Origin of the sequence: Paraburkholderia sp., from assembly GCF_028283785.1 — a bacterium.
Classification (GTDB): Bacteria; Pseudomonadota; Gammaproteobacteria; order Burkholderiales; family Burkholderiaceae; genus Paraburkholderia.
On the sequence record NZ_JAPWKB010000005.1, the window covers coordinates 60,530 to 85,223 of the forward strand.

The 24,694-nt window shown below is 60.8% G+C and carries 24 protein-coding genes; 4 read left to right on the top strand and 20 right to left on the bottom strand.

Annotated features, from left to right (window positions below):
• Window positions 1–17: 17 nt before the first annotated feature.
• The 3 genes from ltaE to PW947_RS04360 form a co-directional block, all read right to left on the bottom strand.
• Window positions 18–1,025 carry a low-specificity L-threonine aldolase gene (ltaE, locus tag PW947_RS04350; protein ID WP_299629846.1) on the bottom strand — a complete coding sequence of 336 codons (1,008 nt, stop codon included), beginning with the start codon at window positions 1,023–1,025 and terminating at the stop codon, window positions 18–20.
• 138 nt (window positions 1,026–1,163) lie between these two features.
• Window positions 1,164–1,868, bottom strand: a complete 705-nt coding sequence (locus PW947_RS04355) for a peptidoglycan DD-metalloendopeptidase family protein (protein ID WP_299629847.1) — start codon at window positions 1,866–1,868, stop codon at window positions 1,164–1,166.
• Between the two features lie 128 nt (window positions 1,869–1,996).
• Complete coding sequence (locus PW947_RS04360; RefSeq protein WP_299630569.1) at window positions 1,997–2,308, bottom strand: cupin domain-containing protein; 312 nt, start codon at window positions 2,306–2,308, stop codon at window positions 1,997–1,999.
• 402 nt (window positions 2,309–2,710) lie between these two features.
• Between PW947_RS04360 and PW947_RS04365 the strand changes: the two genes are divergently transcribed.
• Entirely contained in the window at window positions 2,711–3,031 is a 321-nt protein-coding gene (locus tag PW947_RS04365; RefSeq protein WP_299629848.1) for a hypothetical protein, read from the top strand.
• 137 nt (window positions 3,032–3,168) lie between these two features.
• Window positions 3,169–3,993 carry a DUF2968 domain-containing protein gene (locus PW947_RS04370; RefSeq protein ID WP_299629849.1) on the top strand — a complete coding sequence of 275 codons (825 nt, stop codon included), beginning with the start codon at window positions 3,169–3,171 and terminating at the stop codon, window positions 3,991–3,993.
• A 174-nt stretch (window positions 3,994–4,167) separates the two neighbouring features.
• On the opposite strand, the gene PW947_RS04375 is transcribed toward PW947_RS04370, so the two are convergent.
• From PW947_RS04375 to PW947_RS04400, 6 genes are all read right to left on the bottom strand, one after another.
• Window positions 4,168–4,485: a DUF4148 domain-containing protein gene (locus tag PW947_RS04375; RefSeq protein ID WP_299629850.1), complete on the bottom strand. Its 318-nt coding sequence runs from the start codon at window positions 4,483–4,485 to the stop codon at window positions 4,168–4,170.
• Window positions 4,486–4,807: 322 nt separating this feature from the next.
• Window positions 4,808–6,217, bottom strand: a complete 1,410-nt coding sequence (gene gndA, locus PW947_RS04380) for an NADP-dependent phosphogluconate dehydrogenase (protein WP_299629851.1) — start codon at window positions 6,215–6,217, stop codon at window positions 4,808–4,810.
• Between the two features lie 211 nt (window positions 6,218–6,428).
• Window positions 6,429–7,061, bottom strand: coding sequence for a DUF938 domain-containing protein (locus tag PW947_RS04385; RefSeq protein WP_299629852.1), 633 nt, complete (start codon window positions 7,059–7,061; stop codon window positions 6,429–6,431).
• A gap of 142 nt (window positions 7,062–7,203) precedes the next feature.
• Window positions 7,204–8,061 carry an NAD-dependent protein deacetylase gene (locus PW947_RS04390; RefSeq protein WP_299629853.1) on the bottom strand — a complete coding sequence of 286 codons (858 nt, stop codon included), beginning with the start codon at window positions 8,059–8,061 and terminating at the stop codon, window positions 7,204–7,206.
• Between the two features lie 12 nt (window positions 8,062–8,073).
• Complete coding sequence (locus PW947_RS04395) at window positions 8,074–8,283, bottom strand: oxidoreductase-like domain-containing protein (protein ID WP_299629854.1); 210 nt, start codon at window positions 8,281–8,283, stop codon at window positions 8,074–8,076.
• Between the two features lie 5 nt (window positions 8,284–8,288).
• Entirely contained in the window at window positions 8,289–9,047 is a 759-nt protein-coding gene (locus PW947_RS04400; RefSeq protein ID WP_299629855.1) for an SDR family oxidoreductase, read from the bottom strand.
• Between the two features lie 168 nt (window positions 9,048–9,215).
• Here PW947_RS04400 and PW947_RS04405 point away from each other — a divergent pair, with 168 nt between their 5' ends.
• Window positions 9,216–10,073: a polysaccharide deacetylase family protein gene (locus PW947_RS04405; protein WP_299629856.1), complete on the top strand. Its 858-nt coding sequence runs from the start codon at window positions 9,216–9,218 to the stop codon at window positions 10,071–10,073.
• 62 nt (window positions 10,074–10,135) lie between these two features.
• Here PW947_RS04405 and PW947_RS04410 read toward each other — a convergent pair whose 3' ends face one another.
• The gene (locus PW947_RS04410) at window positions 10,136–11,545 is read right to left on the bottom strand and encodes a DUF2252 domain-containing protein (RefSeq protein ID WP_299629857.1); all 1,410 of its coding nucleotides are present in this window, start codon (window positions 11,543–11,545) and stop codon (window positions 10,136–10,138) included.
• A 233-nt stretch (window positions 11,546–11,778) separates the two neighbouring features.
• Window positions 11,779–13,149, bottom strand: coding sequence for a M23 family metallopeptidase (locus tag PW947_RS04415; protein ID WP_299629858.1), 1,371 nt, complete (start codon window positions 13,147–13,149; stop codon window positions 11,779–11,781).
• A 532-nt stretch (window positions 13,150–13,681) separates the two neighbouring features.
• Between PW947_RS04415 and PW947_RS04420 the strand changes: the two genes are divergently transcribed.
• Window positions 13,682–14,227 carry a hypothetical protein gene (locus PW947_RS04420; RefSeq protein ID WP_299629859.1) on the top strand — a complete coding sequence of 182 codons (546 nt, stop codon included), beginning with the start codon at window positions 13,682–13,684 and terminating at the stop codon, window positions 14,225–14,227.
• 48 nt (window positions 14,228–14,275) lie between these two features.
• Here PW947_RS04420 and PW947_RS04425 read toward each other — a convergent pair whose 3' ends face one another.
• From PW947_RS04425 to PW947_RS04465, 9 genes are all read right to left on the bottom strand, one after another.
• The gene (locus PW947_RS04425) at window positions 14,276–14,548 is read right to left on the bottom strand and encodes a DapH/DapD/GlmU-related protein (RefSeq protein WP_299629860.1); all 273 of its coding nucleotides are present in this window, start codon (window positions 14,546–14,548) and stop codon (window positions 14,276–14,278) included.
• Between the two features lie 208 nt (window positions 14,549–14,756).
• Entirely contained in the window at window positions 14,757–15,956 is a 1,200-nt protein-coding gene (locus PW947_RS04430) for an oligosaccharide repeat unit polymerase (RefSeq protein ID WP_299629861.1), read from the bottom strand.
• A 22-nt stretch (window positions 15,957–15,978) separates the two neighbouring features.
• Window positions 15,979–16,539 (bottom strand): WecB/TagA/CpsF family glycosyltransferase, encoded by a 561-nt coding sequence (locus PW947_RS04435; RefSeq protein ID WP_299629862.1) that lies wholly within the window; start codon window positions 16,537–16,539, stop codon window positions 15,979–15,981.
• Between the two features lie 212 nt (window positions 16,540–16,751).
• Entirely contained in the window at window positions 16,752–17,534 is a 783-nt protein-coding gene (locus PW947_RS04440) for a heparin lyase I family protein (RefSeq protein WP_299629863.1), read from the bottom strand.
• 25 nt (window positions 17,535–17,559) lie between these two features.
• Entirely contained in the window at window positions 17,560–18,717 is a 1,158-nt protein-coding gene (locus PW947_RS04445; protein WP_299629864.1) for a glycosyltransferase family 4 protein, read from the bottom strand.
• A 66-nt stretch (window positions 18,718–18,783) separates the two neighbouring features.
• Window positions 18,784–20,067 (bottom strand): flippase, encoded by a 1,284-nt coding sequence (locus tag PW947_RS04450; protein ID WP_299629865.1) that lies wholly within the window; start codon window positions 20,065–20,067, stop codon window positions 18,784–18,786.
• Complete coding sequence (wecC, locus tag PW947_RS04455; protein WP_299629866.1) at window positions 20,060–21,304, bottom strand: UDP-N-acetyl-D-mannosamine dehydrogenase; 1,245 nt, start codon at window positions 21,302–21,304, stop codon at window positions 20,060–20,062. The genes PW947_RS04450 and wecC overlap by 8 nt, the downstream gene beginning before the upstream one ends.
• A gap of 47 nt (window positions 21,305–21,351) precedes the next feature.
• The gene (gene wecB, locus PW947_RS04460) at window positions 21,352–22,476 is read right to left on the bottom strand and encodes a UDP-N-acetylglucosamine 2-epimerase (non-hydrolyzing) (RefSeq protein WP_299629867.1); all 1,125 of its coding nucleotides are present in this window, start codon (window positions 22,474–22,476) and stop codon (window positions 21,352–21,354) included.
• Window positions 22,477–22,490: 14 nt separating this feature from the next.
• On the bottom strand, window positions 22,491–24,692 hold the full coding sequence (locus PW947_RS04465) for a polysaccharide biosynthesis tyrosine autokinase (protein ID WP_299629868.1): 2,202 nt from the start codon (window positions 24,690–24,692) through the stop codon (window positions 22,491–22,493).
• Window positions 24,693–24,694 lie beyond the last annotated feature (2 nt).

Genomic DNA, 24,694 nt, shown 5'->3' on the forward strand with positions numbered 1-24,694 from the left:
CATGACGCATGCATGCATCAGTGCGATGCGAAGTACTGTTTGACAGCCGCAACGAAGGTATCGATATCTGCGCGCGATACGTCCAGATGCGTGACGAAACGCGACGCGTACAACGCCTGAATCAGGATGCCGCGCTCCTTGAGCCACGCTTCGAGCGGTGCGCAATGCTGCTGCGGAAACTGCGCGAACACCATGTTGGTGGCGTGGCCTTGCACTTTCACCTGATCGACACCGGCCAGCGATTCCGCGAGATGGGCGGCATTCGCGTGATCGTCGGCGAGGCGTTCGACGTTGTGATCCAGCGCGTACAGACACGCGGCCGCCAGCAAGCCCGACTGACGCATACCGCCGCCCAGCACCTTGCGCCACCGATGCGCGCTCGTCAGCAACGCGTTGCTGCCGACCAGCACCGAACCGACCGGCGTGCCCAGCCCCTTCGAAAAACAGATCGACACGGAATCGAACGGTGCGCACAGCGCATCGAGCGGCTTGCCCGACGCGACCGCTGCGTTGAACACGCGTGCGCCGTCGAGATGCGTGGCCAGCCCATGCTTGCGCGCAAGCTGCACCGCTTCATCGACGTAGCCCGCCGGAAGCACCTTGCCGCCGATCGTATTTTCCAGCGCGAGCAAACGCGTACGGGCGAAGTGATCGTCGAGCGGCTTGATCGCAGCGGCGATCTTTTCGAGCGGCAACGAACCATCGGCGGCATTTTCGAGCGGTTGCGGCTGTATGCTGCCCAGCACCGCTGCGCCGCCGCCTTCGTACTTGTACGTGTGCGCCAGTTGTCCCACGATGTATTCGTCGCCGCGGCCGCAATGCGCCATCAAAGCCGCGAGATTGCTCTGCGTGCCGCTCGGGAAAAACAGCCCGGCTTCCTTGCCGGCGCGTTCCGCTGCCGTTGCCTGCAAGCGCAATACCGTCGGGTCGTCGCCCCAGACATCATCGCCCGTTTCGGCGGACATCATGGCCGTGAGCATGGCCTGACTCGGCCGGGTGACGGTATCGCTGCGCAAATCGATCATGAGACTTTCCTGAGTAAGAAGAAAACATGGAACGTGTGCTTCGGCCGCGAAGGCCGGACAACCATCGAGTGTATGTCAACTGGACGCTTGCTGGAACGCACGCGTGGCCCACTACGGCATGTCAGCGCGCCGTAGCGTTCATCGCGGCAGCCACGGCAACGGATCGACCGGATGACCGTCCTTGCGCACCTCGAACTGGATCGAGCCGCCACCCTGGCCGTCGTTGCCGACTTCGCCGATCGCCTGGCCTTGCGTCACCGCATCGCCTTCGCGCACGAGCACCGTGCCGTTCTGTCCGTAAGCGGTGATCAGCGAGTCGTCATGCTTGATGATGATCAGCGGCCCGTAGGCTTCGATGCCGGTGCCCGCATACACGACGCGCCCGGCGGCCGCCGCCTTCACCAGATCGCCGGGTTTGCCGGCAATCACGATGCCCTTGGTCTTGCCTGGCACGAACGGTTTCAGCACTGCGCCGCGCAACGGCCACATCAGCACGCCCGATTGCACCGCGCCGCTGCCGCTTGCGACGCCGCTCGCCAGCGGCGCGACGCGCAACACCTGTCCGGCGACGATCGGCGTGCCCGGCGCGAGCCCGTTCCAGAGCGCGATATCCTGCGGACGCTGCGCGAACGCAGTCGCGATGCTGGCAAGGGTGTCACCTGGATTCGCGCGGTAATAACCGGCGGGCACCTGACGCGAACCGCTTGTCGACGTGGCAGGTGCGGCGCTCCGGTACGTGCTATCGCCGCTATCCCAGGACGGTCCCGCGCAGGCGCCCAGCAGCATTGCGACGCCCACAGCAATGCCCGGTGTGATTGCCCCGTGACGCTGTTTCAGCCTCATCCAGCCTCCCCGACAGATAAACCCGGAACCTTCGCACAAGCCCGTTTCGTCCCGAGCAACAGTACAAAAAACAAAGACCGCCGAGCCGTTGCGATACTTCGCATTCCGGAGCGATACTCAAACGACGTTCAGACACTGCCCGCTGTTTCGACCACCAGGATACGTGCTTCGCCAATCGGGAACGCGACGTGCTCAGTCCCGACCGACGCGTAGAAAACATCACCGGTTTCGAGAATCGCCGATTGCTCCTGCCCCGCTTCACGGTAGCGCATCTCCACACGGCCATCGAGCACCGCGAACACTTCTTCGCCGTCGTTGACGTGCCATTTGTATGGCTGATCCGTCCAGTGCAGGCGCGTGGTGATACCGCGCATGTTTGCAATGTCGAGTGCGCCCCACGGGCGTGTCGCGGTAAACGTCTTGCTGCGGATGATCTTCATGTTGAGGAGGAATCGACCGATGAAATTACCTCGCAAGTCGCCCACCGCAACTCGCGTGCCTCGTCTGGAAAACGCGGGTACTCGCGCTGTTTCGATGCTCACAGGTTCGCGTTTCCAGTCGCCCATTATAGGGCGCATACGGTCCGTACCCATGCACGGGATGACGCAAAGCGGTGCACCGGATGCAATGTGCACCGCCAGCGCTGCGTGTACCGATCCACGGTCGTACACCCTGTTTTACCGGCCCGAACCCGGATTTATCGGATCATTGAAACCATTCGACGCTCGCCTATACTGGTTCTTGCCGCCGCACAGCCTTACGCGCGCCCATCGCATCGGCGCCCGGCCATATCAACCAAGGCGACACGTTCGCCGCGCTGTCTTTTCCGGCAGGAGCACGGCATGAACAAAGCGACATTTCTCGCCTTGCAATTGAGCGTCGAAGACGTGGCGGCGACACCTGGTCTGGTCGAATTGCTGAATATGCATCTGGTGTTCGCCACCGACGTCGCCGAGGCCGCCGACGCGCTCGTGCAACTTGCCAGCGTCGCGGGTTTGTCGAGCGGCGTCGAAGCCAGCGTCGAAATTCCGGCTATCGCACTCGAACGCCTGCGCGAAGCACTCGACAACCTGAGCGGCTACGACGAATCCTGGTTGCTTGCGCTTGAGCCGAGCGAAGCGCTCTTCGACGACATCGCCCGCCGTCACCGAACCTTGCATTGAGCCTCACCGCGAAACGCGGGCGTGTTCCGGCGCCCGCGCGCGCCGCTTTCGCTTATCGCGAGGCGGGTCGCGCCGGCCGTCCGGCCTGATCGACGGCGCGGCGTTGCCTGTCTGGCGAGTCACCCTGAGGAACTGCCGTGAAAAGCCTTCTGAACCGTCGCAGCGCATTTTCCGCCACTGGCCCTTCCCACCTCGTGCAAGTCGCCCACGGCGGCGGTGCGACCGGTACGCTGACTCATTCGACGCAGCAAGACACGCGCTCACGACAGGACCGCGACGATCCCACCGGCGATCACGCGACCGGCCACGCAATGCAATCGTCAGGATCGGGCGACCAGGGCGGCATCGGACCGGCGAATGCGGGCGCGGTCGAACAGGCGCGTCAGCAGGTCACCACGTTGCGCCCCGTCCCGGTCGTGCCGTCGCATTCGAACGGACGCGCGGTGCAACTCGCCGAGACGATGGAAGTGGAATGGCTCGCGGAAGAAGAAGCGTTGAAACCGTTCCGTGTGTTTCGCACCTTCGACTATTCGGTGAGTCTGCTGTTTCACTCGAAAGAGATGACGTATTACGTCGCGATGTATCAGGCGAGCACGCTTTGGCGCGCGCTGAAAGCGGTCGACCTCGACGCCGCCGAAGTCGCGTTTCGTCACTTCGAGGAACAGGCGACCCGACTGTCGGAAGGCGAGACGCGTCGCGCGCAACTGGAGGCGCAAAACGAGCAACTGGCGCGGATGATCGCGCAATCGGAAGCGCAGGCGGAACGCCTGCGCAACAACCTGCAACGCGGCGCAGTACAAGAACAGGCCGTCACCAGCCGGCAACACGAAGTGCGCAAGGAAGTCGCGCAACTCGAAGCGCAGCGCGTGGCGGCGCAGGCGCTGCTGAACAAGGCGCACCGGCAGATTCATCAACTGAACCTGACCAATAACGAAGCCGTGCCGCATCTGCCGTCGCGCTGAGATCCGGCGCGAATGCGCGCGCAATAATCAAAAAGCCGCCGATCTCGCGATCAGCGGCTTTTCTTTGCAACAACCTCAGACTAACGACGCGTGGAGTCGTCGTTTGCCCTACCCGGCCTGCCTCTGCCGCACCGTCCGTCGCGCTGCGTATTCGCGCCGTCGATGCACGCCAGATCAGTTGCCGAAGTAGACCGAGCCCGGACCGCGGCCGATGTTCGGGTGGCCGGCTTGCGACGTGCCTGCGGCCGGTGAGCCGTAACCGCTCGTTTGTGCCTGCGCGGTGCCGTTTTCGGTGGAGACGCGCTTTTCTGCGGCCTGGATCTCGACCGGATACGTTGCATGGTCAGCCCCCGGGTTGTAGCCGGCCTGTTCGAGCTGGGCCAGTTCCGCGCGAACTTGCGCGCGGGTCACCGGCTGGTTCGATTGGGCAAACGATGCGACCGGAACAGCAAACAGGGCAGCAACTGCAACTGCGGAAATGAGCGATTTCATGACGACCTCCGAACTTGTTGTGTGGTTCGCTTCGAACGCGTTGTTCGTCAGCGATTGATGACAAGTCTAGGCGCGCCGAGCCCTAGGGCAAACCCCTAATTACAAGATATTCTCTTTCTAAAATCGAAATAATTCCCGACGCAAAGGCTATCGACCCGATAGATTGCTGCAAAAATTACAAGGCTATTACGCCTCGGAACCGATTTTTGCCAAGCAGTCAAGTGCCGACAAAAAACCGTGCGAACGCCGGTTGAACCCCCAAAACACAAGCGGCGACGCCGTGCGACCGGGTTGCGTACGCAAACCCGGTCTCGTGCAGCGCTTATGCCCAGTTCGCGTGGAAGCTGCCCGGCTTGTCGAGACGCTCGAACGTGTGCGCACCGAAGAAATCGCGCTGCGCCTGGATCAGGTTGGCCGGCAGACGTTCCGAGCGATAGCTGTCGAAGTACGCCACCGCCGACGCGAACGCCGGAACCGGCACGCCCGCATTCACGGCCGCGATCAGCACGTCGCGCAGCGCCTGCTGGTAGTTCTTCGCGATGTCGTGGAAGTACGGATCGAGCAGCAGGTTGGCGAGCGCGTGGTCCTTCGCGTACGCGTCCGTGATCTTCTGCAGGAAGCGCGCACGGATGATGCAGCCGGCCCGGAAAATCTTCGCGATGGTGCCGAAGTCCAGATCCCATTTGTACTCTTCCGATGCCGCGCGCAACTGCGCGAAACCTTGTGCGTACGAGATCACCTTGCTGAAGTACAAAGCACGGCGCACCGCCTCGATAAACGCTGTGCGATCGCCACTAAAGGCCTTCGGCGACGGTCCTTCGAGCACCTTGCTCGCCTTCACGCGCTGGTCTTTCAACGACGACAGCACGCGCGCGAACACCGATTCCGTGATCAGCGGCAGCGGCACGCCGAGATCGAGCGCGTTCTGGCTGGTCCACTTGCCCGTGCCCTTTTGCGCGGCGCGATCGAGAATCACATCGACCAGATCCTTACCGGTTTCGTCGTCTTTCTTGCCGAAAATCTTCGACGTGATTTCGATCAGGTAGCTGTCGAGCTCGCCTTCGTTCCATTCGGTGTAGACCTTGCCGAGTTCTTCGTTCGACAGACCGACCACCTGCTTGAGCACCGAATAGCTTTCGGCGATCAACTGCATGTCGCCGTATTCGATGCCGTTGTGCACCATCTTCACGAAGTGACCCGCGCCGTCCGGACCCATGTACGCCACGCACGGCTCGCCGTCCGGCGCCTTCGCGGCGATTTCGGTGAGGATCGGGGCGACCAGGTCGTACGCGTCGCGTTGACCGCCCGGCATGATCGACGGACCTTTCAATGCGCCTTCTTCGCCACCCGACACGCCCGTGCCGATGAAATGCAGACCGGCCTTCGCCAGTTCCTGATTACGGCGGATGGTGTCCGTGAAGTGCGTATTGCCGCCGTCGATCAGAATGTCGCCCTTGTCCAGCAGGGGTTTCAGTGATTCGATGGTGGCGTCGGTCGGCTCGCCTGCCTTGACCATCAGCAGAATGCGTCGCGGCTTTTCCAGCGATTCCACGAATTCTTCCAGCGTGAAAGCCGGCACGAGTTTGCGGTCGGGGAACTCTGCGATCAGCTCGTCGGCTTTCTCGCGGCTGCGATTGAACACCGACACCGCGTGGCCGCGGCTTTCGATGTTGAGTGCCAGATTGCGGCCCATGACCGCCAAGCCCACCACGCCGATTGCCTGTTTGCCCATGTGAGTTCTCCAGATTTCAAAGTGTGAGGTGATGCCACGCCGGAATTTGCATCGGCGGGCGTCGAGGGTGAAAGAATAAAAGAAATGCCCATATGCCGCTTGCTGGCAGGCCAGGCCCGATCGATGCCACGCCTGCGCGCGGCTCGCCGTTTGCCTTTTTCCGCCAGCCGCGTCCGCCATCGGACGCGCCGGCGTTTCGCCGGGTCTTCTATCAGACCGGCTTCGCTCGCGAGCGTTTCATCATCACGAGCATGAAATTATTGGCGGGCATCGCCACCGGTGCATCGCAGGTCAGACCGCGCGCGTCGGCCAGCGCCGTCACCGCTTCCATATCGCGGATGCCCCATGCGGGATTGCGGCTGCGCAACTGCTGATCGAACGCTTCGTTGCTCGGTGCAGTATGCGCGCCGTCACGCCGGTAAGGACCGTAGGTGACGAGCACGCCACCATCGTCGAGCAGCCGGGCCGCATTATCGAACAAGGCTACGGTCGCGGTCCACGGCGAGATGTGAATCATGTTGATACAGACGATCGCCGCAGCGGATTCGATGGGCCAGGACGTGCTTTCGACATCGAGCGCGAGCGGGTCACGGATGTTGGCGAGGCCCGTATGCGCGATCCATCCGGCCACCGATGCACGTGCGTCGGCGTCGGGATCGCTGGGTTGCCAGTCGAGCGCGGGGAGTGCCGCGGCGAAGTGCGTCACGTGCTGACCGGTACCGCTGGCGATTTCGAGCACGAGGCCGCTGGCCGGCAACACGCGTCGAAGCACGTCGAGGATCGGCTCGCGATTACGTTCGGCGGATGGTGAGCGTTGACGCAGCGCGGAAGACGGAAGGGTCATCGAGAACGGTCGGGATCAGATGCGGAAGCCGCCATTATCGATGATCGACGGCGGGTTTGGCATGCATGCGCGATACGCATGCATCGATTCTCGCATGCGTATCGCGCATGCGAACGGTCGTCGCGCCGGCGCGAGCGCCTTTTCAGTCCAGCGCGAGGCGCGCGGCGAGGGCCGTCAACGTATCGGCGCAAGGCGCGGCCACTTTCAACGCCAGCAACGGATCGGCGCGCGTGCGACCCAGATTGATCGCGGCGATCGGCTTGCCGAGTTTGCCGGCCCACACGCAGAACCGGTAGCCGGAATAGACCATCAGCGACGAGCCGACCACCAGCATCGCATCGGCGGCATCGAGTGCATGGCTGGCTGCTTCGACGCGCGCGGGCGGCACGCCTTCCCCGAAAAACACCACGGCGGGTTTCAGCAGGCCGCCGCAATTCGGACATGCCGGAATGCGGAACGTATGCACCGCGTCCCACTCCAGATGCGCATCGCCGTCGGCCGCGGGTTCCGCGGTCGCGTCGAGCAACGCGGGGTTGTCGGCTTCGAGCGTGCGCTGGATCGCCGCGCGCGTGTGTTCCGTATGGCAATCGAGGCAGGTCACGCCGCCGATGCTGCCGTGCAACTCGATCACTTCGCTGCTGCCCGCACGCTGATGCAGGCCGTCGACGTTCTGCGTCACCAGCGTCGGCACATGCTGCGCGGCTTCGAGCCGCGCGAGCGCGCGATGCGCGGGGTTCGGCTGTGCGTCCGCGACGACCGGCCAGCCGATCATGCTGCGCGCCCAGTAGCGTTGCCGCGACGCGACCGAGCCGAGAAACTCCTGCAACGTGATCGGCGGTGAACGCTTCCAGTCGCCGTTGTCGTCGCGATAGCCGGGAATGCCGGAATCCGTGCTGATGCCCGCCCCGGTCAGCACGAACAGACGGGGATAGCGCTGAACGAATGCGTGCAGCGCATCGTGCATCGGCGAGTCGGTCGGCGTGAGCTGAAGGTCGGTCATGGTCGGCGTGGCTCAGGTTGACTTGCTATGCGAATCCGCATGACGTGCCTGCCATTCCGCGAGCTTCTCGCGATAGCGGGCGAGGTCGGCATCGTACAGATCGAAGATGCACGGCTCGCACCCGCTGCGGCAACAATCGTTCAGATCCGGTTGATCCGGTGGCACCGGCGGCGGATCGTCGGCCGCCACAGCGGGTTTTTGGGGTGTATTGCGACTTTCCACGCGCGTTATCCGCGTCCGACGAACGGCATTTTCGTCGCCATGATCGTCATGAACTGCACGTTGGTCGCGAGCGGCAGATCGGCCATGTGCAGCACGGCGTCGGCTACGTGCCCGACATCCATCAGCGGCTCGACGGCAACCTGTCCGTTAGCCTGCTTGATGCCTCTCGCCATGCGCTCGGCCATTTCGGTCGCTGCATTGCCGATGTCGATCTGTCCGCAGACGATATCGTACGGCCGCCCGTCGAGCGACACCGCTTTCGTCAAACCGGTGATCGCATGCTTGGTCGCGGTGTACGCGATGCTGTTCGGGCGTGGCGCATGCGCGGAGATCGAGCCGTTGTTGATGATGCGGCCACCGCGCGGCGTCTGCGTTTTCATCAGACCGAAAGCGGCGCGCGTGCACAGGAACACGCCGGTCAGATTGATATCGACCACCGAGCGCCATTCGTCGATATCCAGTTGATCGATCTCGACCGGCGAACCATTGCGGCCCGCGTTGTTGAACAGCACGTCGAGCCGGCCATAGTGTGTGCGAATCGCGTCGAACAGTGCGTCGACACTCGCCGCGTCCGATACGTCGCACGCCACCGCGAGCGCCTCGCCGCCACTCTGGCGAGCTTCTTCGACAAGCGCGTCAAGCGGCGCCTGACGACGCCCGGCGAGCACCACGCGATAACCATGCGCGATCAGCTTGCGCGCGCAAGCCCGTCCGATTCCGCTTCCCGCCCCCGTCACCAGCGCCACTTTTGCGTGTTCCGCCACAGCCCGTTCTCCTGTTATTGATCGTGATTGATGGTGATCGCGGCCCGACGCAACCCGCGCGCCAGGCCCGCTTCGGCTCATATTATCCCGTTAATGGTATCGTGCATCGTTGCGCGCTGCGCGTTGATAAAGCCTTCCCAGGACGGAGGAAGGCGCACTGAAAGCCCGATGAACGAATTCTTTCCGCCTGGCCGGCACACGCCCAAAGCGACCGTCGCCGACACGCGACGCTGGCCTTACAGCCCCTATCCGCTGATGCTGACTGCCACGTACGTGTGGCACGTCGCGATGCTTGCCGCCGTGATTGCGAAGCCGTCTGCGTGGCCGTGGTGGCTCGCCGGCATCATGATCAATCATGCGATCTTTACGATCGCCGGACTGTGGCCGCGTTCGACGCTGCTCGGTCCGAACTGGACCCGCCTGCCCGTCAACGACCGCACCGCGGACGCGATTGCCCTCACCATCGACGATGGGCCCGACCCGATCGTCACGCCGCAAGTGCTCGATCTGCTGGATGCGCATCGGGTACGCGCGACGTTTTTTTGTATTGGCGCGAATGCGCAGCGTTATCCGGCTGTCGTGCGTGAGATCGTCGCGCGAGGGCATGCCGTCGAAAATCACTCGCAAGTGCATGTGCATACGTTTTCGGTGACGCTGCCCGGCGCGCTGCAACGCGAAATCGACGCCGCGCAGCATACGTTGGCCGAACTGAGCGGCGAACGTCCGATGTTTTTCCGCGCACCGGCCGGTTTGCGAAACCTGTTTCTCGAACCCGTGCTGCGCAAGCTCGATCTACGGCTGGCCGCCTGGACCCGGCGCGGTTTCGACACCCGCGAACGAAACGCCGATGTCGTTGCCCGGCGCCTGCTGACCGGCCTCGCGCCGCGTGACATTCTGCTGCTGCACGACGGCAACGCCGCGATCGCCGATACCGGCGCGCCGATGGTGATCGCGGTCTTGCCCGCGATCATCGAAGCCGCGCGCGCTCAGGGATTGCGATTCGTGACGCTGCGCGAAGCCGCTTAATGCATGCATGCGTGCCGCGCATGCGAACGTATGCGCGGCACGCATGGATGACGCGACGCCGCCTAGATCCGAAAATCCGCCGCCATATCTTCGTCGGTCCGGGCTTCCAGCTCGCCGCTGCGGCACGCCTTCAGAAAGACGTCGTAATCGCGTTCGACCTGATCCGCATACGCCGACGCGTAGTCCGTCAGCGATTCCGCGAACATGTCGTTGCGACCGATATACGCACTCACCTCGATTGCCTGGCCGCTGGCCTTCGCATGCGCGCGTGCCATGATCCAGCCGCATAGTCGCGCATAGCCTTCGAGCGTGTCGCTATCGAACAGCTCGATATTCGCCGACAGCTTCATGTCGCGCAACTGACGCAGATAGTAGTGACGCCCGGAAGGTCCGGTCGCCCAGCCGAGAAAGATGTCGCTGGCCGCCTGCAACATCCGCTGTCCTTCGACGACACGCGCGCCTTCATGCTTCGGCGACGGCGACGCGTAGTACTGCGCAATCACCGACGGCCGCGCTTCCTTGATCTGCAAAAACAGCGGCTTGTCCATGTGATCGGTGCTGAGCAGAACCAGACAGCGTGTGCCCACACTGCCGACGCCGACCACCTTGAACACGAGGTCCTGCGCGGTGAAATGCGACAGCAGTTCGCGTCGATCGTGGCTGAGCGTCTTCAGATAATCGGCGTAGACATGGGCGATCAGCTTGCGCCACCGGTCGATCCGGAAACCGTCGTCCTCGGGACTGAACAGCGTGTTCGCGCCGTCGACGTGAAACAGCGCCGGCGGCGCATCGCGAATCATCCATCGGTCATCCACACGGCTTGCCATCTTTTCCAGCATGCTTTCATGCGTCCGCGACGCGGCCTTCTCCATCCCACGACGCACCGTGCGACGCCGCTCCGGCGTCAATGCAGTCTCCGCCATCCGGTCGAAGGTGATGCGGTCGTACCAGAGTTCGAGCGCGCCGCATTGCGCATACTGCGCAATCCGGTCACGGTATTCGGTGACGGCCGTCATCACGAGATCCGACGCGGTACCACGACTCAGGCGCATATGACGCGCGGCCACCACGAGACTTGCGGCAAGCCGTTTCAGATCCCATTCGAAGGGGGCGCGCGCGGTTTCGTCGAAGTCGTTCAGGTCGAAAATCAGTTGGCGTTCCGGTGTGGCAAAGCCGCCGAAGTTCATCAGGTGGGCATCGCCGCAGATCGGCATCACGAGGCCGGTGTCGGCGCTACGGCACAAGTCATGTGCCTGAAGAATCGCGCTGCCGCGAAAGAAACTGAAAGGCGAAGCAGCCATCCGGCCATACCGCAGCGGCACCAGCTTTTCGATCCGCCCTTCGCTGCTTTGACGCAGCAGATCGATCGGGTTGCGATGCGGTTCGGCGAAACTGCGATGACTCGAACGTTTCGACTGTTCGCGTGCGGCGCGACCGCGTGCTTCCCTTTGCGCGATGCTGCTTGCTTCCATACGCTTCTCCGTGGTGGTGTTTCGTCATGCGTCGATCCAGTGTCGTCAGGATTTAGACCCGAACGACGTGATACGTGAGCGAAAACTGCGTGAAGATTGCGTGACAGCGCGCGGCGCTTTCATGCGGAATGCGAAGGGTATTAAATCGTGTGAGGAGTGACGGCGCAAGTGCAGCGCGTGCTGCGTGGCCGTTGTGCGCCGCATCAACGAGTGTGATGCGGCGAGGTCGTGAACTATGCGTGGGCGGCTGCGGCCCGGGTTGGAATCGCTGCCGTGCGCGTCGCGCTACGGTCGGACACGATGCCGTCCAGTTGCGCCATTGCATTGCTTGCAACCACATCGAACAGATGCCGTTGCGCGCCGGCAAGCGGCAACGCGCCGATCCTGCTGGTGAGCCGAAGCGGATCGGTAGGAACGCGATTCAGGCGCACTTCGAAATGCAGATGCGGACCGGTCGAGCTTCCGGTACTCCCGACTGCGCCGAGCCGCTGCCCCTGCGTCACGCGATCTCCGATATGCAGACCCGATGCAAACCCCGACAGATGCGCGTAGTACGTCGTGTAACCCTGCGCGTGGCGAATCACGACATGGTTGCCGTACCCGCCGTCAGCGCCGATAAACGCCACGATACCCGGCGCCGCCGCGACGACCGGCGTGCCCGACGGCGCGGCCAGATCGACGCCGGTATGCATCAGCCGCTCGCCGGAAATGGGATGCGTGCGATACCCGAACGCCGAACTGATGCGACGGAAATTGACCGGCGTGGAAAATGGCTGTGCGGTGATGCGGCGTGCGTCGAACGAGTAATAGTCGCCGGTTGCGCGGCCCGGGGCGACGAACCACACGGCCCGATATGCAACGCCGCCGAGCCGGATGTCCACGGCCTTCACGCGTGCATTGTCCGACGACGAGCCGCTCGCGCCAGCGGCTTCGTAGACGATCCGGTAGGTGTCGCCGTCGCGTGCCTTCGCGCGCGTATCGAGGCGTCCGGCGAAGATACGTTGTAGTTGCGCGGGAATGTCGGCGGCGAGTCCGTCGCGTCGCAAGGTGTCGCGCAAGTTGCCCGCGATGGATCCTGCGTGTTCGCCGGTGTCGGGCACGTCAATGTTGAACGGAGCGGAACCGGCGAGGCTGCCGCCTTGCGATGAAGGCGATGCCGAGGCTTCCGTGAAGGTCATCGACGCGCCCTCGAGCCGGGTCGAGCCGGTGACGCGTCCATACCATGCGTGACGACCCGTCCAGACCGTTTGCGCCGCATCCGTAAGCGCTGAGGCAATGCAAATATCCGGCGTCTCACGGCATAGCGAAACCAGCACAGGTTCAGCCGTCAAATCCGGCACGACCGGCACGACCGGACCCAACTGGGAAGACGCGGTAATGGATTGAAACGGCGCTACCGGCTGCCCACCGACCACAGCCTTTACGATAGAGGCAATCGTTGCTGTCGATGCCGCATTCGAACCGGCATCGGTCGGCGCCGGCCGATGCTCGAACCTGGATGCGTCGTCGCCGGACGGTGCGGCTTCCGCTGGTGCAACGGCAACGACAGGCGCAGTGAAGGCCGCCGTGCGCACCGCCGCCAGCGCGGCAGGCGCACCCAACATCGCAGCCGTCCCGCAAAGCAAGGCCGCCCCTGCCGCGGTTCGTTGCGGGCTGTTGAAACTAAACGGAACCGCAGTGAGCAGGTCAGCGGATAGCGCGTGTTCACACGCAGAACTGGTAAGGAGGTTGAACCACATCACGTTGAAATCTCGCAGTCGAAAAAGAGAGCTGCGGGCATGAGTGGCAGTGTCGGAAACACGGCGCCGATGCGCGCGCGGTCATCCATGAAAAACAGAGGGTGGACACTAAATGGATGCCGGACGCATGGCCCTACAGCAAAGATTCAGTGTATGGACGGCGCTTTAGCACATCTATAGGAAAAATCTCATCGTTGGCATTTTTGTTAAATTGAGGCGCAGCCGCTCACATGTGTTCATAATCCGCGTTGCGCTTTCATTCATCCCGCGTGGCCTACTGACGATTTACCGACCGAAGATGCAGCATGCCGACCCAAGCGTCCGTTTCTCCCGCACAATTCGAGCTTCCTCGCAGCATGTCACCGTACTTCGTGCAACACCGCCCGGGCGCCCTCACGTGAAATCCACCTATTTCGTCAGATGCGGGCTTGCCGTTGCGATCGCTCTGCTGTCTGGCTGCTCGCTGTTTCACTTTCACCGTTCGCCGCATCCGGCAGCCCATGTCACCGGTAACGTCAGCGTCGCGCCGGTCAGCGACTTCGTCTACCTTCCCGCAGTGAAGGGCCACGTGTCGGAGAACCGGATCGCCAATACCGCGGTGAGCGGCATCGTGATGAAGAGCAACATCAACGCGGCCGTGCATCAGGCGGTGCTGCGCGATCTGAACGGTGTGGGCGTACATACCGGCAGCGAGAAACGCGTATTGAGCGCAACAATCGTCACGTTCGTGGTCGACGACATTCACGCGCCGGCAATCTGGACGCTGAAAATGCGGTACGTGGTGACGGATGTGCCGTCGCAGCAAGTGATCTACGAATCGACGCGAACCGTCGAGCGTGAAGCGGCAAAGTTCACCAACACCACGCTCGCGCTCGATGACATCGTGAAACTGAGCATCAACGAACTCGTCGCCGATTCCGCCTTCATCAAGGCGATCAATTGACGTGATCCACTACGGCACGTCGCACGCGTGCCGTCTTCCGGTCCGGTTCTAGCAGACCACGGCGTCATCGCGCGTAGCGACACGCGCCGGCACACCCACCATCGTTGCACCGGCTAGCACGTCGGTCAGCACGACTGCATTCGCGCCGATCCGCGCGCCCTTGCCGATCTTCACCGGCCCGAGAATGCATGCACCCGCGCCAATCAATACATCGTCTTCGATGACAGGCGCACCCGGCCGGCCGCGTCCACCGATCACCACATTCGGCGCAATCACGATATTGCTGCCCAACACCGCCTGTCTGTGTACGACGATGCCCAAGCCTTGATATCCGAAAGTGACGTTGCGCCCTACTACGACAGACGGCGGAAGCGCTACGGAAAATAAAACGCGGTTCAATACCTTCAACAGCCACGGAAACAGCGGCACCTTGAGGCGATAAAGAATGTTTGAAATGCGAAAGATATAAATCATGGATAACTCTTTGATGTGACGGCAACGACTGAAATTCAGCGCACGCGCAACCGGTTCAGCAACGCACGCCGCCCAGCTTCTTCAGGTAGTCGAATGTCCAGACTGCGCCCAGGAATAGCAGGAAAAAGATGAAGTTGACGTCCCAGTAACCGGAGTGAATCGACATCAGCAGCAGGGTCATCAGATAGCAAAAGCTGAACTTCGCGATGACGCCGTTCCTGAGCGAAAACGCATGCAGGCGTGCAATTCCGAATGCGATGACGAAGAACCCGGCGAACACACCGGCATGGCCGAAATCGACATAGAGCGCGCCTTGCAAGGTCGGCGTGATGCTCATTGGATGCCCGTCTACCCACCGTGCGCCGACAATGTCGCCGATGATGTTTCGCGCGCCCCAGTGCCGTCCGGGCAGAAACGTTTTGTAGTTGCTTAGCAGCAGTTCACCATACTTGTGGTCATGCAAAGCGGCGCCAATGGTCGCGATCGTGTTCTGGCTATAGTCGAACATCGACAGAGCGGGCGCGAACGGCAACAGGTATCGGTGATCCGCGATGAAGCGAAAGTCGATATTGGTGAAGAAGCGATCTACGTCGTAAGTTTGCGCGACCCGAAAAAACGCTAGCGCAGCGGAGAATCCGATCAGCAATGCGCCGGCGAGTACGCTCACCATCAATGCTTTCCGACCTGTCAGAAGGAACATCATCAGGTACACGAAATAGACCGCGACGAACGCCAGAACCGGTGAGCGATAGCCGAGCAACAGAATACCGGCTACATACAGAACGGGCTGCACGGGGCTGACACGGCGACCGTTTTCTTTGTCGGAGATGGTTCGAACCAGTAACCAGAAACCGTAGAGCGGCGCAAGATTCGACACCAATGCCGAATTGCCAAAACGCGCTTCGCCCATCAACAACGGAATGCCGCCGTTAGTCACGACCGTGATGCCGATACATCCGGCAAACAACGCAGCAAACACCATCGATAACTGTCGCGAGGTTCTTTCCGGAAACGCTTTCTCGACGTGCGCATACGTGCGATTTCCAAACAGGAGCCAGCCCAGCGCAAAGCCGGACGCCCCGCTAACGAACAGTTCCCAGCACAAGGCTTTGTCATACGCACCGGACATACTCCAGGGCATATCGAGCAAGCCGAGCAGGTTGTACCCCGCGTACACGGCGAAGAACAACAGATGCGGTCCGATGCGTCGCGTTCCGGCAACGGCATTCTTCGCGACCGACTCACGCGCTGACATGATCCACTCCATTGCGTCACGCTTAACCGCGACGCGGGGCGAACCACGCCCGTCCAAGCATCCATGCGAAATGCGTGTTAGTCGACAGATAGCGTTTCCACATGCGCCGCGGTTCCTGAACGACACGGAAGAGCCATTCCATTCCGCACTTTTGCATCCACACCGGCGCGCGCTTGACCTTGCCCGCAATGACATCGAACGTTCCGCCGACGCCCATTACAAAGTCGACGCCAAGATCCGCCTTCCAGCGATTGATAAAATTCTCTTTCTTTGGTGACGTAATCGCGACGAACAAAAGACGCGCACCCGACAAACGGATCTTGTCGACGATCGCGCGCTCGTCGGCCCAAAAATATCCGTGGTGATAGCCCGCCACTTGCAGACCGGGATGGAGACTGCTACAGCGCGCAACCGTGTTCGCTACGACTTGTTCTGTCGCGCCGAGTAGAAATACCGGGAAGCCTTTTTCGGCCGCATCGGCTAAGAGACGATCGAACAGATCGACGCCCGCGACGCGCTCCGGCACGGCATGGCCCAACAGGCGTGCGCCCCAGACCACACCCATTCCGTCGATATTGATCACGTCGCAAGCACGCACCGATTCCGCCAGCAGCGGGTCCGATTGCATGTTGACCAGCTTCGCGACATTGACGACCACGTGCTGACTAAACGACCGCGCGGCGATGCGCGAAGAAATCCAGTCTACGGTTTCATCCATCGTGGCGATATCGAGCGGGCAACCGAAAAATTCAATACGTTCCATCTTGTTTCTCTCTACACACATCAAACCGCGACTCAGCGTACTGAAACCCGCACGGGGCCAAACAACACCGTGCTACGAGATACATCGGATGCTTTCGACATCCAGTCCGGCTTGTAAAGACCAATCTTCAGATAAGCATTCTGAACATCCGGATAAGCATTTGCGGCGTCGCGATTGGCGAAAATCGACACGCCGTCTTTGTACAACTCGGTCAGCGCGTGTTGTGCGCTGTCATCTGGAACATAGTGCAAGCTCCAGTTCACCCAATGTCCACGGTCGGCATCTGCGCAACACAGCCACTTCCCCGCCGAGACATCGGTGTGGTTCTCGCCGCCATGCATCGAGATCGCATAGCGACTGCCCTGAATCGCTAAAGCGATAGTCGGACCGCCCACCCATTCGCCTTGGTGAACCTGCGTCATGATCGTCAATTGCTGGTTATCGAATTCGAAATCGGCAGGAAGAAAAGTACTCCAGCGAATCAGATAGTCATGCTGTTGAGCGAATCGAACCGGAGCGGGAAAAAGGAGTTCTGCGCGCGGCACGCCGTTGGCGACGCCCGAATAGTCCTGGCTTCGATCGATGGTTGCACGGATTACCTTGCGTTGAGGATTTAAAGGATCGTCGACAATCGCGATGCCCGCTCCATTCGATTGAACACCGATCCGTTGATCGATCCCGGCCGTCCAGTCCGACTCATACAGCGATTGATACGTCGCCGCCAACGCAACCATTCCCGGATCGTGCTTCCACTGCACCGATACATCTTGTGCTTGCGCATTGCAGATGCAAGTCACAAGCAACGCAGCGAACACGCATCGCATTGCCACCGTAGCCCGCCTAGACACGACTCACCTCCTGACCGTCCATCACCGCGCGATAGCACTGGATGTACCGGCAAACCACGGCTTCTGCCGAAAAATTCGCTTGCGCTCGCGCGAGCCCCGCATCCCCAACCGCACGCGCCAGCACCGGATCGTCGATCAAACGACGCAGGCACGCGGCCAATGCAACCGGCGCCGTGGGTCGAACCAGATAGCCGGTCACGCCCGATTCGACGAGGTCCAGAAATCCGCCCACGCGCGTACCGACAACCGGAACACCGGCGAACATTGCCTCGAGCGTCGCAATGCCGAACGACTCATAGTGGCTAGGCATGCAAAACACACGCGCGCTCCGGTAAAACGCAATTTTTTCGTTACCGCCCAGCCATCCCATGAATACGACACGATCATCGATTCCATAGATGCGAGCGCGTTCTTCCCAGTGCAGTACGTTGCCATCTCCTGCCAGGCGCAATTCGACGCGACAGGCTTGTTGCTTAAGTAACGAAACGGCCTGAAGCAGATCGTCAATCCCTTTCGCTTCGGCCAACCGCCCTGCAAAGGCGATATACGGAACGCTCGCTTCACGCTTCGCGCTCATGACAGGCTTTCCGACCGCCTTTTCTGCATCAACCGCCGTGTTAGCGATCACGTGCAACCGTCTGCTTTCCGCGCCGAGAGATTGCAGTTCCCGGCCGGTCGTTGACGACACGGCGACCACCGCATCCGAACCCTTCACGAACCATGAAACGAAGCGGCGTGACATCGATCCGGCACTCGCTTCGAACTGTCGAAAATTGCCCGCATGAAGGTGAAAAACCGTTTTCTTTCTCGCGACACGTGCCAACACACAAAGCATTGCTTTTCGGTAGAAAGAGCCGCGCACCGATACGTGGAAATGCACGATATCGACCCCTCTCAACAGCGAAATTGCGAAGCGCGGGACGTCGGCGAACACGAAAGCCGCGCAGTCTTTGGCTCGCTGAAAACCGTGAGTCTCGAAGAACGAAAACGAGACACCGTCTTCCTGAAATCGCCCTTGTTGTGACTGGAGTTCTTCCAGCACTGAAGCAATCCCGCCACGCTGTCCCCAACCGGGACCGACGTGTAGAACACGCAACGCTTTTGAGCTTAGGGCATCGCCGGAAACTGAAGCACTGTTACTTTCAAACATGATTTACACAACCGCAAATTCGAACTGCATTGATACATTTAAAGACTTCGACATCGATCTTTTCCGTCAGCGACTCAATGCGACCTGAAAATAACGCCGGCCGCGATCCGCACAAGCGATCGACACGAGATATGCCGCCAAAACGATGGCTTCAGCGATCAGAAGCGACACCGCTGCACCCATCGCGCCAAAGCGGGGCACGAGGATCAACGCCATGCCGACATTGAAGCAACCCGCGCCCAACATCACCAGCGAACGCTTCCGGCTTTCACCGAACGGCACGAGAACTTGCAAGCCAAGGAAATAAGCGAGGTTTCCGAACAGCGTCGAACAACACAGCACGACGAGCACCTTCGATGCGCCGCCATACTGCGTTCCAAGCACGATCCTGATTGCGATGTCCGAGAACATGGAAATACACCCAACGCCGGCAATGGATATCAACAGCGTCACGGTCGCGCCAATCAGCGTGAGTCTTGCTGCCGCCTTCGGATCAGTCTTCAACGTGCTGGTAATTCGCGGATACAACACAGCCGCTAGCTGTGCCGGCACCATGTTTCCGACCGTCCGGATCTTGTCCGCCGCAGCATAAAGACCCACCTGATAGGTGCCCGAAAACGACGCGAGAATGACCGTATTCGCAACCCCGAACAGACTCACCGACGCAGTCGAAACGAACATATCGGCGCCATCTTTCAGACGCTGCACGACCGCGCGTACGGAGACTGCCGGCCAGCGCAACACGCCGAACCGCAGCGCTATCGCGACGGAAAACAATGCGGCCACCAGCGGCCCCGCGGATTGAATTGCGGCGGCGATGGCGACATCGCCCGGACCGTGAACGAACAGAAAGGTCAACGGCAATGTCACGACACGATTCACGATGACCATTGCGGCGATCAGATGAAACCGCTCCATGCCTTGAAACAGCCAGTACAACGTGAACACGTTCGCCACGACACCAAGCCACGACCAGAACATGACCGACGCAGATGCGGCGATGTGTTTGTCAAAGCTAATCAGCACGGCCAGCGCGACGAACGAAATGGCACAGAGACATGCCTTGGCGCCCGCGATCGACCGGATCAATGCATTGATCGATCGCGCATCGCCTTTGCATTCGACGACTGCTTTAGGTCCGCCAAGATTGAAACCCCATTCGGTCAACAAGGTTGCATAGGTCGCCATTGCCATTGCGTAGGCGAGCATGCCGAATTGATCGGGTCCGAGTACGCGCGTCAGATACGGAAACGTCGCGAACGAAGCGAGGTAATTTCCGGCGAAAGTCATCACCATGATGATCACGTTTCGCCCGACACGCGAACGCGGAGCCTGGCCTTCTTCAAGCATTCGACAGCATGCCTCGTGTATCGATCACGACCTTCGCCTGCATCCGCACCGGATCGATGCGCTTGAACTGCGCATGATCGACGAGAACCACGATCACGTCTGCTTGCGCAAGCGCTTCGTTAAGCTCGCATAACTGGACGACACCATCCAGCGACGGCGGCAACATCCGGATGTTCGGCTCAACCGCAAGCACCTGACCGGCAAAACGCTCGCCGAGTTGATGTGCAATTTCCATTGCGGGACTTTCGCGCAGGTCATCGATATTCGCCTTGAACGCAAGACCCAGACACGCGATCACCGGCTCCTTGAAGCGCTTCGCCGCACGTTCGACACGGTCGATCACGTAACGCGGTTTGTCGTCGTTGACAGTCCGCGCGACGCGAATCAGACGTGCCTGCTCGGGCGCGGAATCGACGATGAACCACGGATCGACTGCAATGCAATGACCACCCACACCGGGGCCCGGTTGCAAGATGCTGACGCGCGGATGCCGGTTGGCAAGTCGGATCAACTCCCACACATTGATATCGAGGCGATCGCAAATGACCGACAGTTCGTTAGCGAATGCAATGTTCACGTCACGGAACGAGTTCTCGGTCAGCTTGCACATCTCTGCCGTGCGCGCGTCGGTCAGAATGCAATCGCAGCGCACGAAGTTCTGATAAAGCGTGCGCGCATGCTCGCCACACAACGGGGTCATGCCGCCGATAATCCGGTCGTTCTCTACAAGCTCGCGAATCACGTGCCCGGGCAACACGCGTTCAGGACAATGCGCGACACGAATATCGGAACCTTCGCCCATCTGCTGCGGGAAGCTTAGATCGGGTCTGAGTTCGGCCATCCACGCGGCCATCTGCTCCGTCGCACCCACCGGCGATGTCGATTCGAGGACGACCAGGTTGCCCTTCTTCAGCACAGGTGCAATTGCGCGGGCGGCGGCTTCGATGTAACTCAGATCGGGACGGAAGCCTTCGACAAATGGAGTCGGGACTGCAATCAGAAACGCGTCGGCTGCTTCGGGCGTCATCGTCGCGCGCAGATAACCTTGCGTGACCGCTGCATGGACGAGCATGTCCAACTCAGGCTCGACAATATGAATCTCGCCCTTGTTGATGGTATCGACCGCGTACTGATTGACGTCCACCCCAATCACGCTCTTACGTCGCGCGGCAAATGCCGCTGCTGTCGGCAAACCGATATAGCCGAGCCCAATTACTGAAATTACATCGAAGTCCATCTTGCCTACCTTTACCTTTACTTGACTCAAGCCGGGACGCGCCCGGATCAACCTTTAACCAGCGCACCGACGATGCGATCACACGCATGTCCGTCGCCATAGGGGTTCTCGCCTCGACTCATCGCCTGATAGGCAAGGTCGTCACACATCAATTCCGCGACGCCATCGACGATACGATCCACGTCGGTTCCCACCAGCTTCACGACGCCCGCCTCAACTGCTTCCTGCCGCTCGGTCGTGGACCGCATCACGAGCACCGGTTTTCCCAGTGACGGCGCCTCTTCCTGTACGCCACCCGAGTCGGTCAGAATCAGATACGCGCGGTCCATCAGACGAACGAACGGCAGATAGTCGAGCGGCTCGATCAGATGAATATTGTCGATACCCGTCAGCAGTCTGTTCACAGGTTCACGAACGCTTGGATTCAGGTGCACCGGATAAACGATGTCCGCGTCTGGATATGTCCGGGCAATCTGAACGAGCGCGGTACACATACTTTCGAAGCCCGCGCCAAAGCTCTCACGTCGATGTCCGGTGACGAGAATGATCCGGCGCCCTTCGAGCAGCGTCGGCAAGCGCTCGTCAATGCGTCGGCACAGTGCGTGATCGCTTGCGAGCCGTGCGCGCACGTCGAGCAACGCATCGATCACGGTGTTGCCCGTCACGATGATTCGCGCGTCTTGAACGTTCTCTGCCAGCAGGTTTTGACGGGCGCGTTCAGTCGGTGCGAAATGCAGATCGGCAAGTACGCCAGTCAGTTTCCGGTTTGCCTCTTCAGGCCACGGCGAAAGGAGATCGCCCGTCCGCAAACCGGCTTCGACGTGCGCGACAGGGACACGTTGATAGAACGCTGCCAGACTCGCGGCCATGGTCGTCGTTGTGTCGCCGTGAACGAGAATCCGGTCCGGCTTGCACTCGCTGACGACATCGCGCATGCCATGCATGATCGACGTCGTCACGTCGTAGAGATCCTGACCGCGCTTCATGATGTTCAGGTCGAAGTCAGGGCGGATCTCGAACAGGTCGAGCACCTGATCGAGCATCTCGCGGTGTTGTCCCGTCACGCACACGCGACAGTCGACACCTTCGGTCTCTTTCAGCGTATTCACGAGCGGCGCCATCTTGATCGCTTCCGGGCGAGTGCCGAAGGTCAGCAAAATCGTTTGAGTCATTTCATTTCTTCCAGTCATTCCGGAGCACTGTGGTAAGCGGAAAACGCGCCATAAGCGGAGGCGCGCTGCGGCGCGTCGCTTAGCACGACTCCGTGGATCGTGACATTCGCGCCGCCGAGCAGGCGCGTCGTTTCACGCAATTCCGCAACCGGATGACGACCGTGACGTACGACGAGCAAAGTGGTCCCCGCGTGCTTTCCAATCAGCGCGGAGTCGGTCACTGCAAGTACTGGCGGCGTATCGAGGATCACCACGTCGTAAGCGCCGGAGAAGCCCGCAATCACCGCTTTCACGCGGTCGCCCGTCAACATTTCAGCGGGCATCGACGAACTCGACCCACGCGTCAGCAGATCCAGGTTCTCGAATACCTGACGACGCACCGCACCCTCGAACGGCATGCCCGAAATCACGTCCTGCAAACCGGCGACGCGTTGCAAGCCAAAATGCTCATGAAGGTTGCCGCGCCGCATATCCGCATCGACCAGCAACACGCGCTTGCCGACTGCAGCGAGAACCGCCGCCAGGTTGACGGACAGAAAAGATTTGCCCACGCCGGGTCGCGGGCCGGTGATCATCACGACATTATTCGACGCAGCAGACAGCCTGAATTCCAGTGCCGTGCGAAGGCTGCGAATGCCTTCAATGGCGATATCGTCAGGCGCTGCCGATGCGAGCACGTGTGGACCCGCTTCGCCTCTACGCGCGGATCGTTGCAATCGCAACTGGCGCTCGCTGTGCGAAATCACCGCATAGACGGGCACGCCCGACGCATCTTCGATATCGAGCGTGGTTTCGAGTCCACCGTGGAACGAGCGACGAACGAACGCCGCCACACAACCACAGAGCAAGCCAAATAGCGTTGCCGCGCCAACCACCAACGCCTTCTTCGGCTTGACCGGCTCTTCGGTCGCTACCGCGTAATCGACGACGCGCACGTTACCCAGTTGCCCCGCACGCAACACCCGCAATTGCTGCGCGCTGTCCATCAGGCTCGTATAGAGCCCAGTATTCACTTTGACGTCACGCATCAGACGCAACGCGTCCTGCTCGACGTTGGGAAGCTTCGACACTTTCGCGGACAGGGTCTGTTGCTGATGTTGCAGTTCGCCGATCTGCGCATCGAGCGATGCAACGGACGGATGACCCGACGCGAAACGCTGCAACAATTCCGTGCGCTGCTGCTGCAAGGCGAGCAGACGCGTCTTGCTATCGACAATAGACTGCAACAACAGGCGACTTTCTTCGCCCATATCGATCGTGCCGCTTTTCGTGCGAAACGCGTTGTAGCGCGACTCCGCACCATCGAGATCGCTACGCAATTGCGGCAACTGATTGCCCAGAAACGCAAGCATCTGCTCGGCTTGCGCCGACTTCCAACCCACATTGCGTTGTACGTAACCCCGCACGATTGCGTTGACCGTTTCCGCCGTGCGTGCACTGTCGGGGCCATCCAGCTGGATCGAAATCACGCCAGACTGACGCGTCTTTTCGCTCACGCGAAGTGCTTTCTGAAGCATCTCCGTCGTCTGCTGGGTCGAGGCCCGTGCGAGCGTAAACTCTTCGCCGTCTCGTGCAAGCAACGCGCTCACGGTCAGATTGACGGGACCATACTGCGTGTTGCCCACACCCGGCTCGCCAGCGCGGCCACGGATCACGACATCGCCGCTCGGGTCCATCAGTTCATAGGTATTGCCAACGCCCGCTTTCAACGTGAACGTCGAATCGCGAAGCTGGACCGGCACATCGAACTGCGCCACGTCGAGGTGTTCGCCGCCCCATGCAAATCGCCCCAATCCCCAAACCTGATTTGCCGGACGCTCAGCCGACGAACGACGCGCAACCCATGCACCGATCAATGGGAAATAGTGCGGACGTACATCGATATCGAGGTGCAAACGGCGCACCGTGTCTTCGATCAACTCGCGTGACCGGATCAACTCGATCTCTGCATCGGCCGTCGCCTTACCATCGAATAGCGCGGCGAGATCGCCGAGTTTGTCGTTCACCGCATTGCTGCTCGTATCGACCTGCACCATTGCGTCGGCGCGAAACACGGGTTTTGCCACGAACGCATAGCCCACGCCGATACTCAACGCGATCGCGGTAAGCGCCGCGATCAGGCGTCGGTCCTCGGACAGAATGCCGACCACTTGAGGCAGATTGATTTCATCTCTGACGCCGTTAGACGCGCCGGAGGATTGAGAGTAGAGGCTCATAA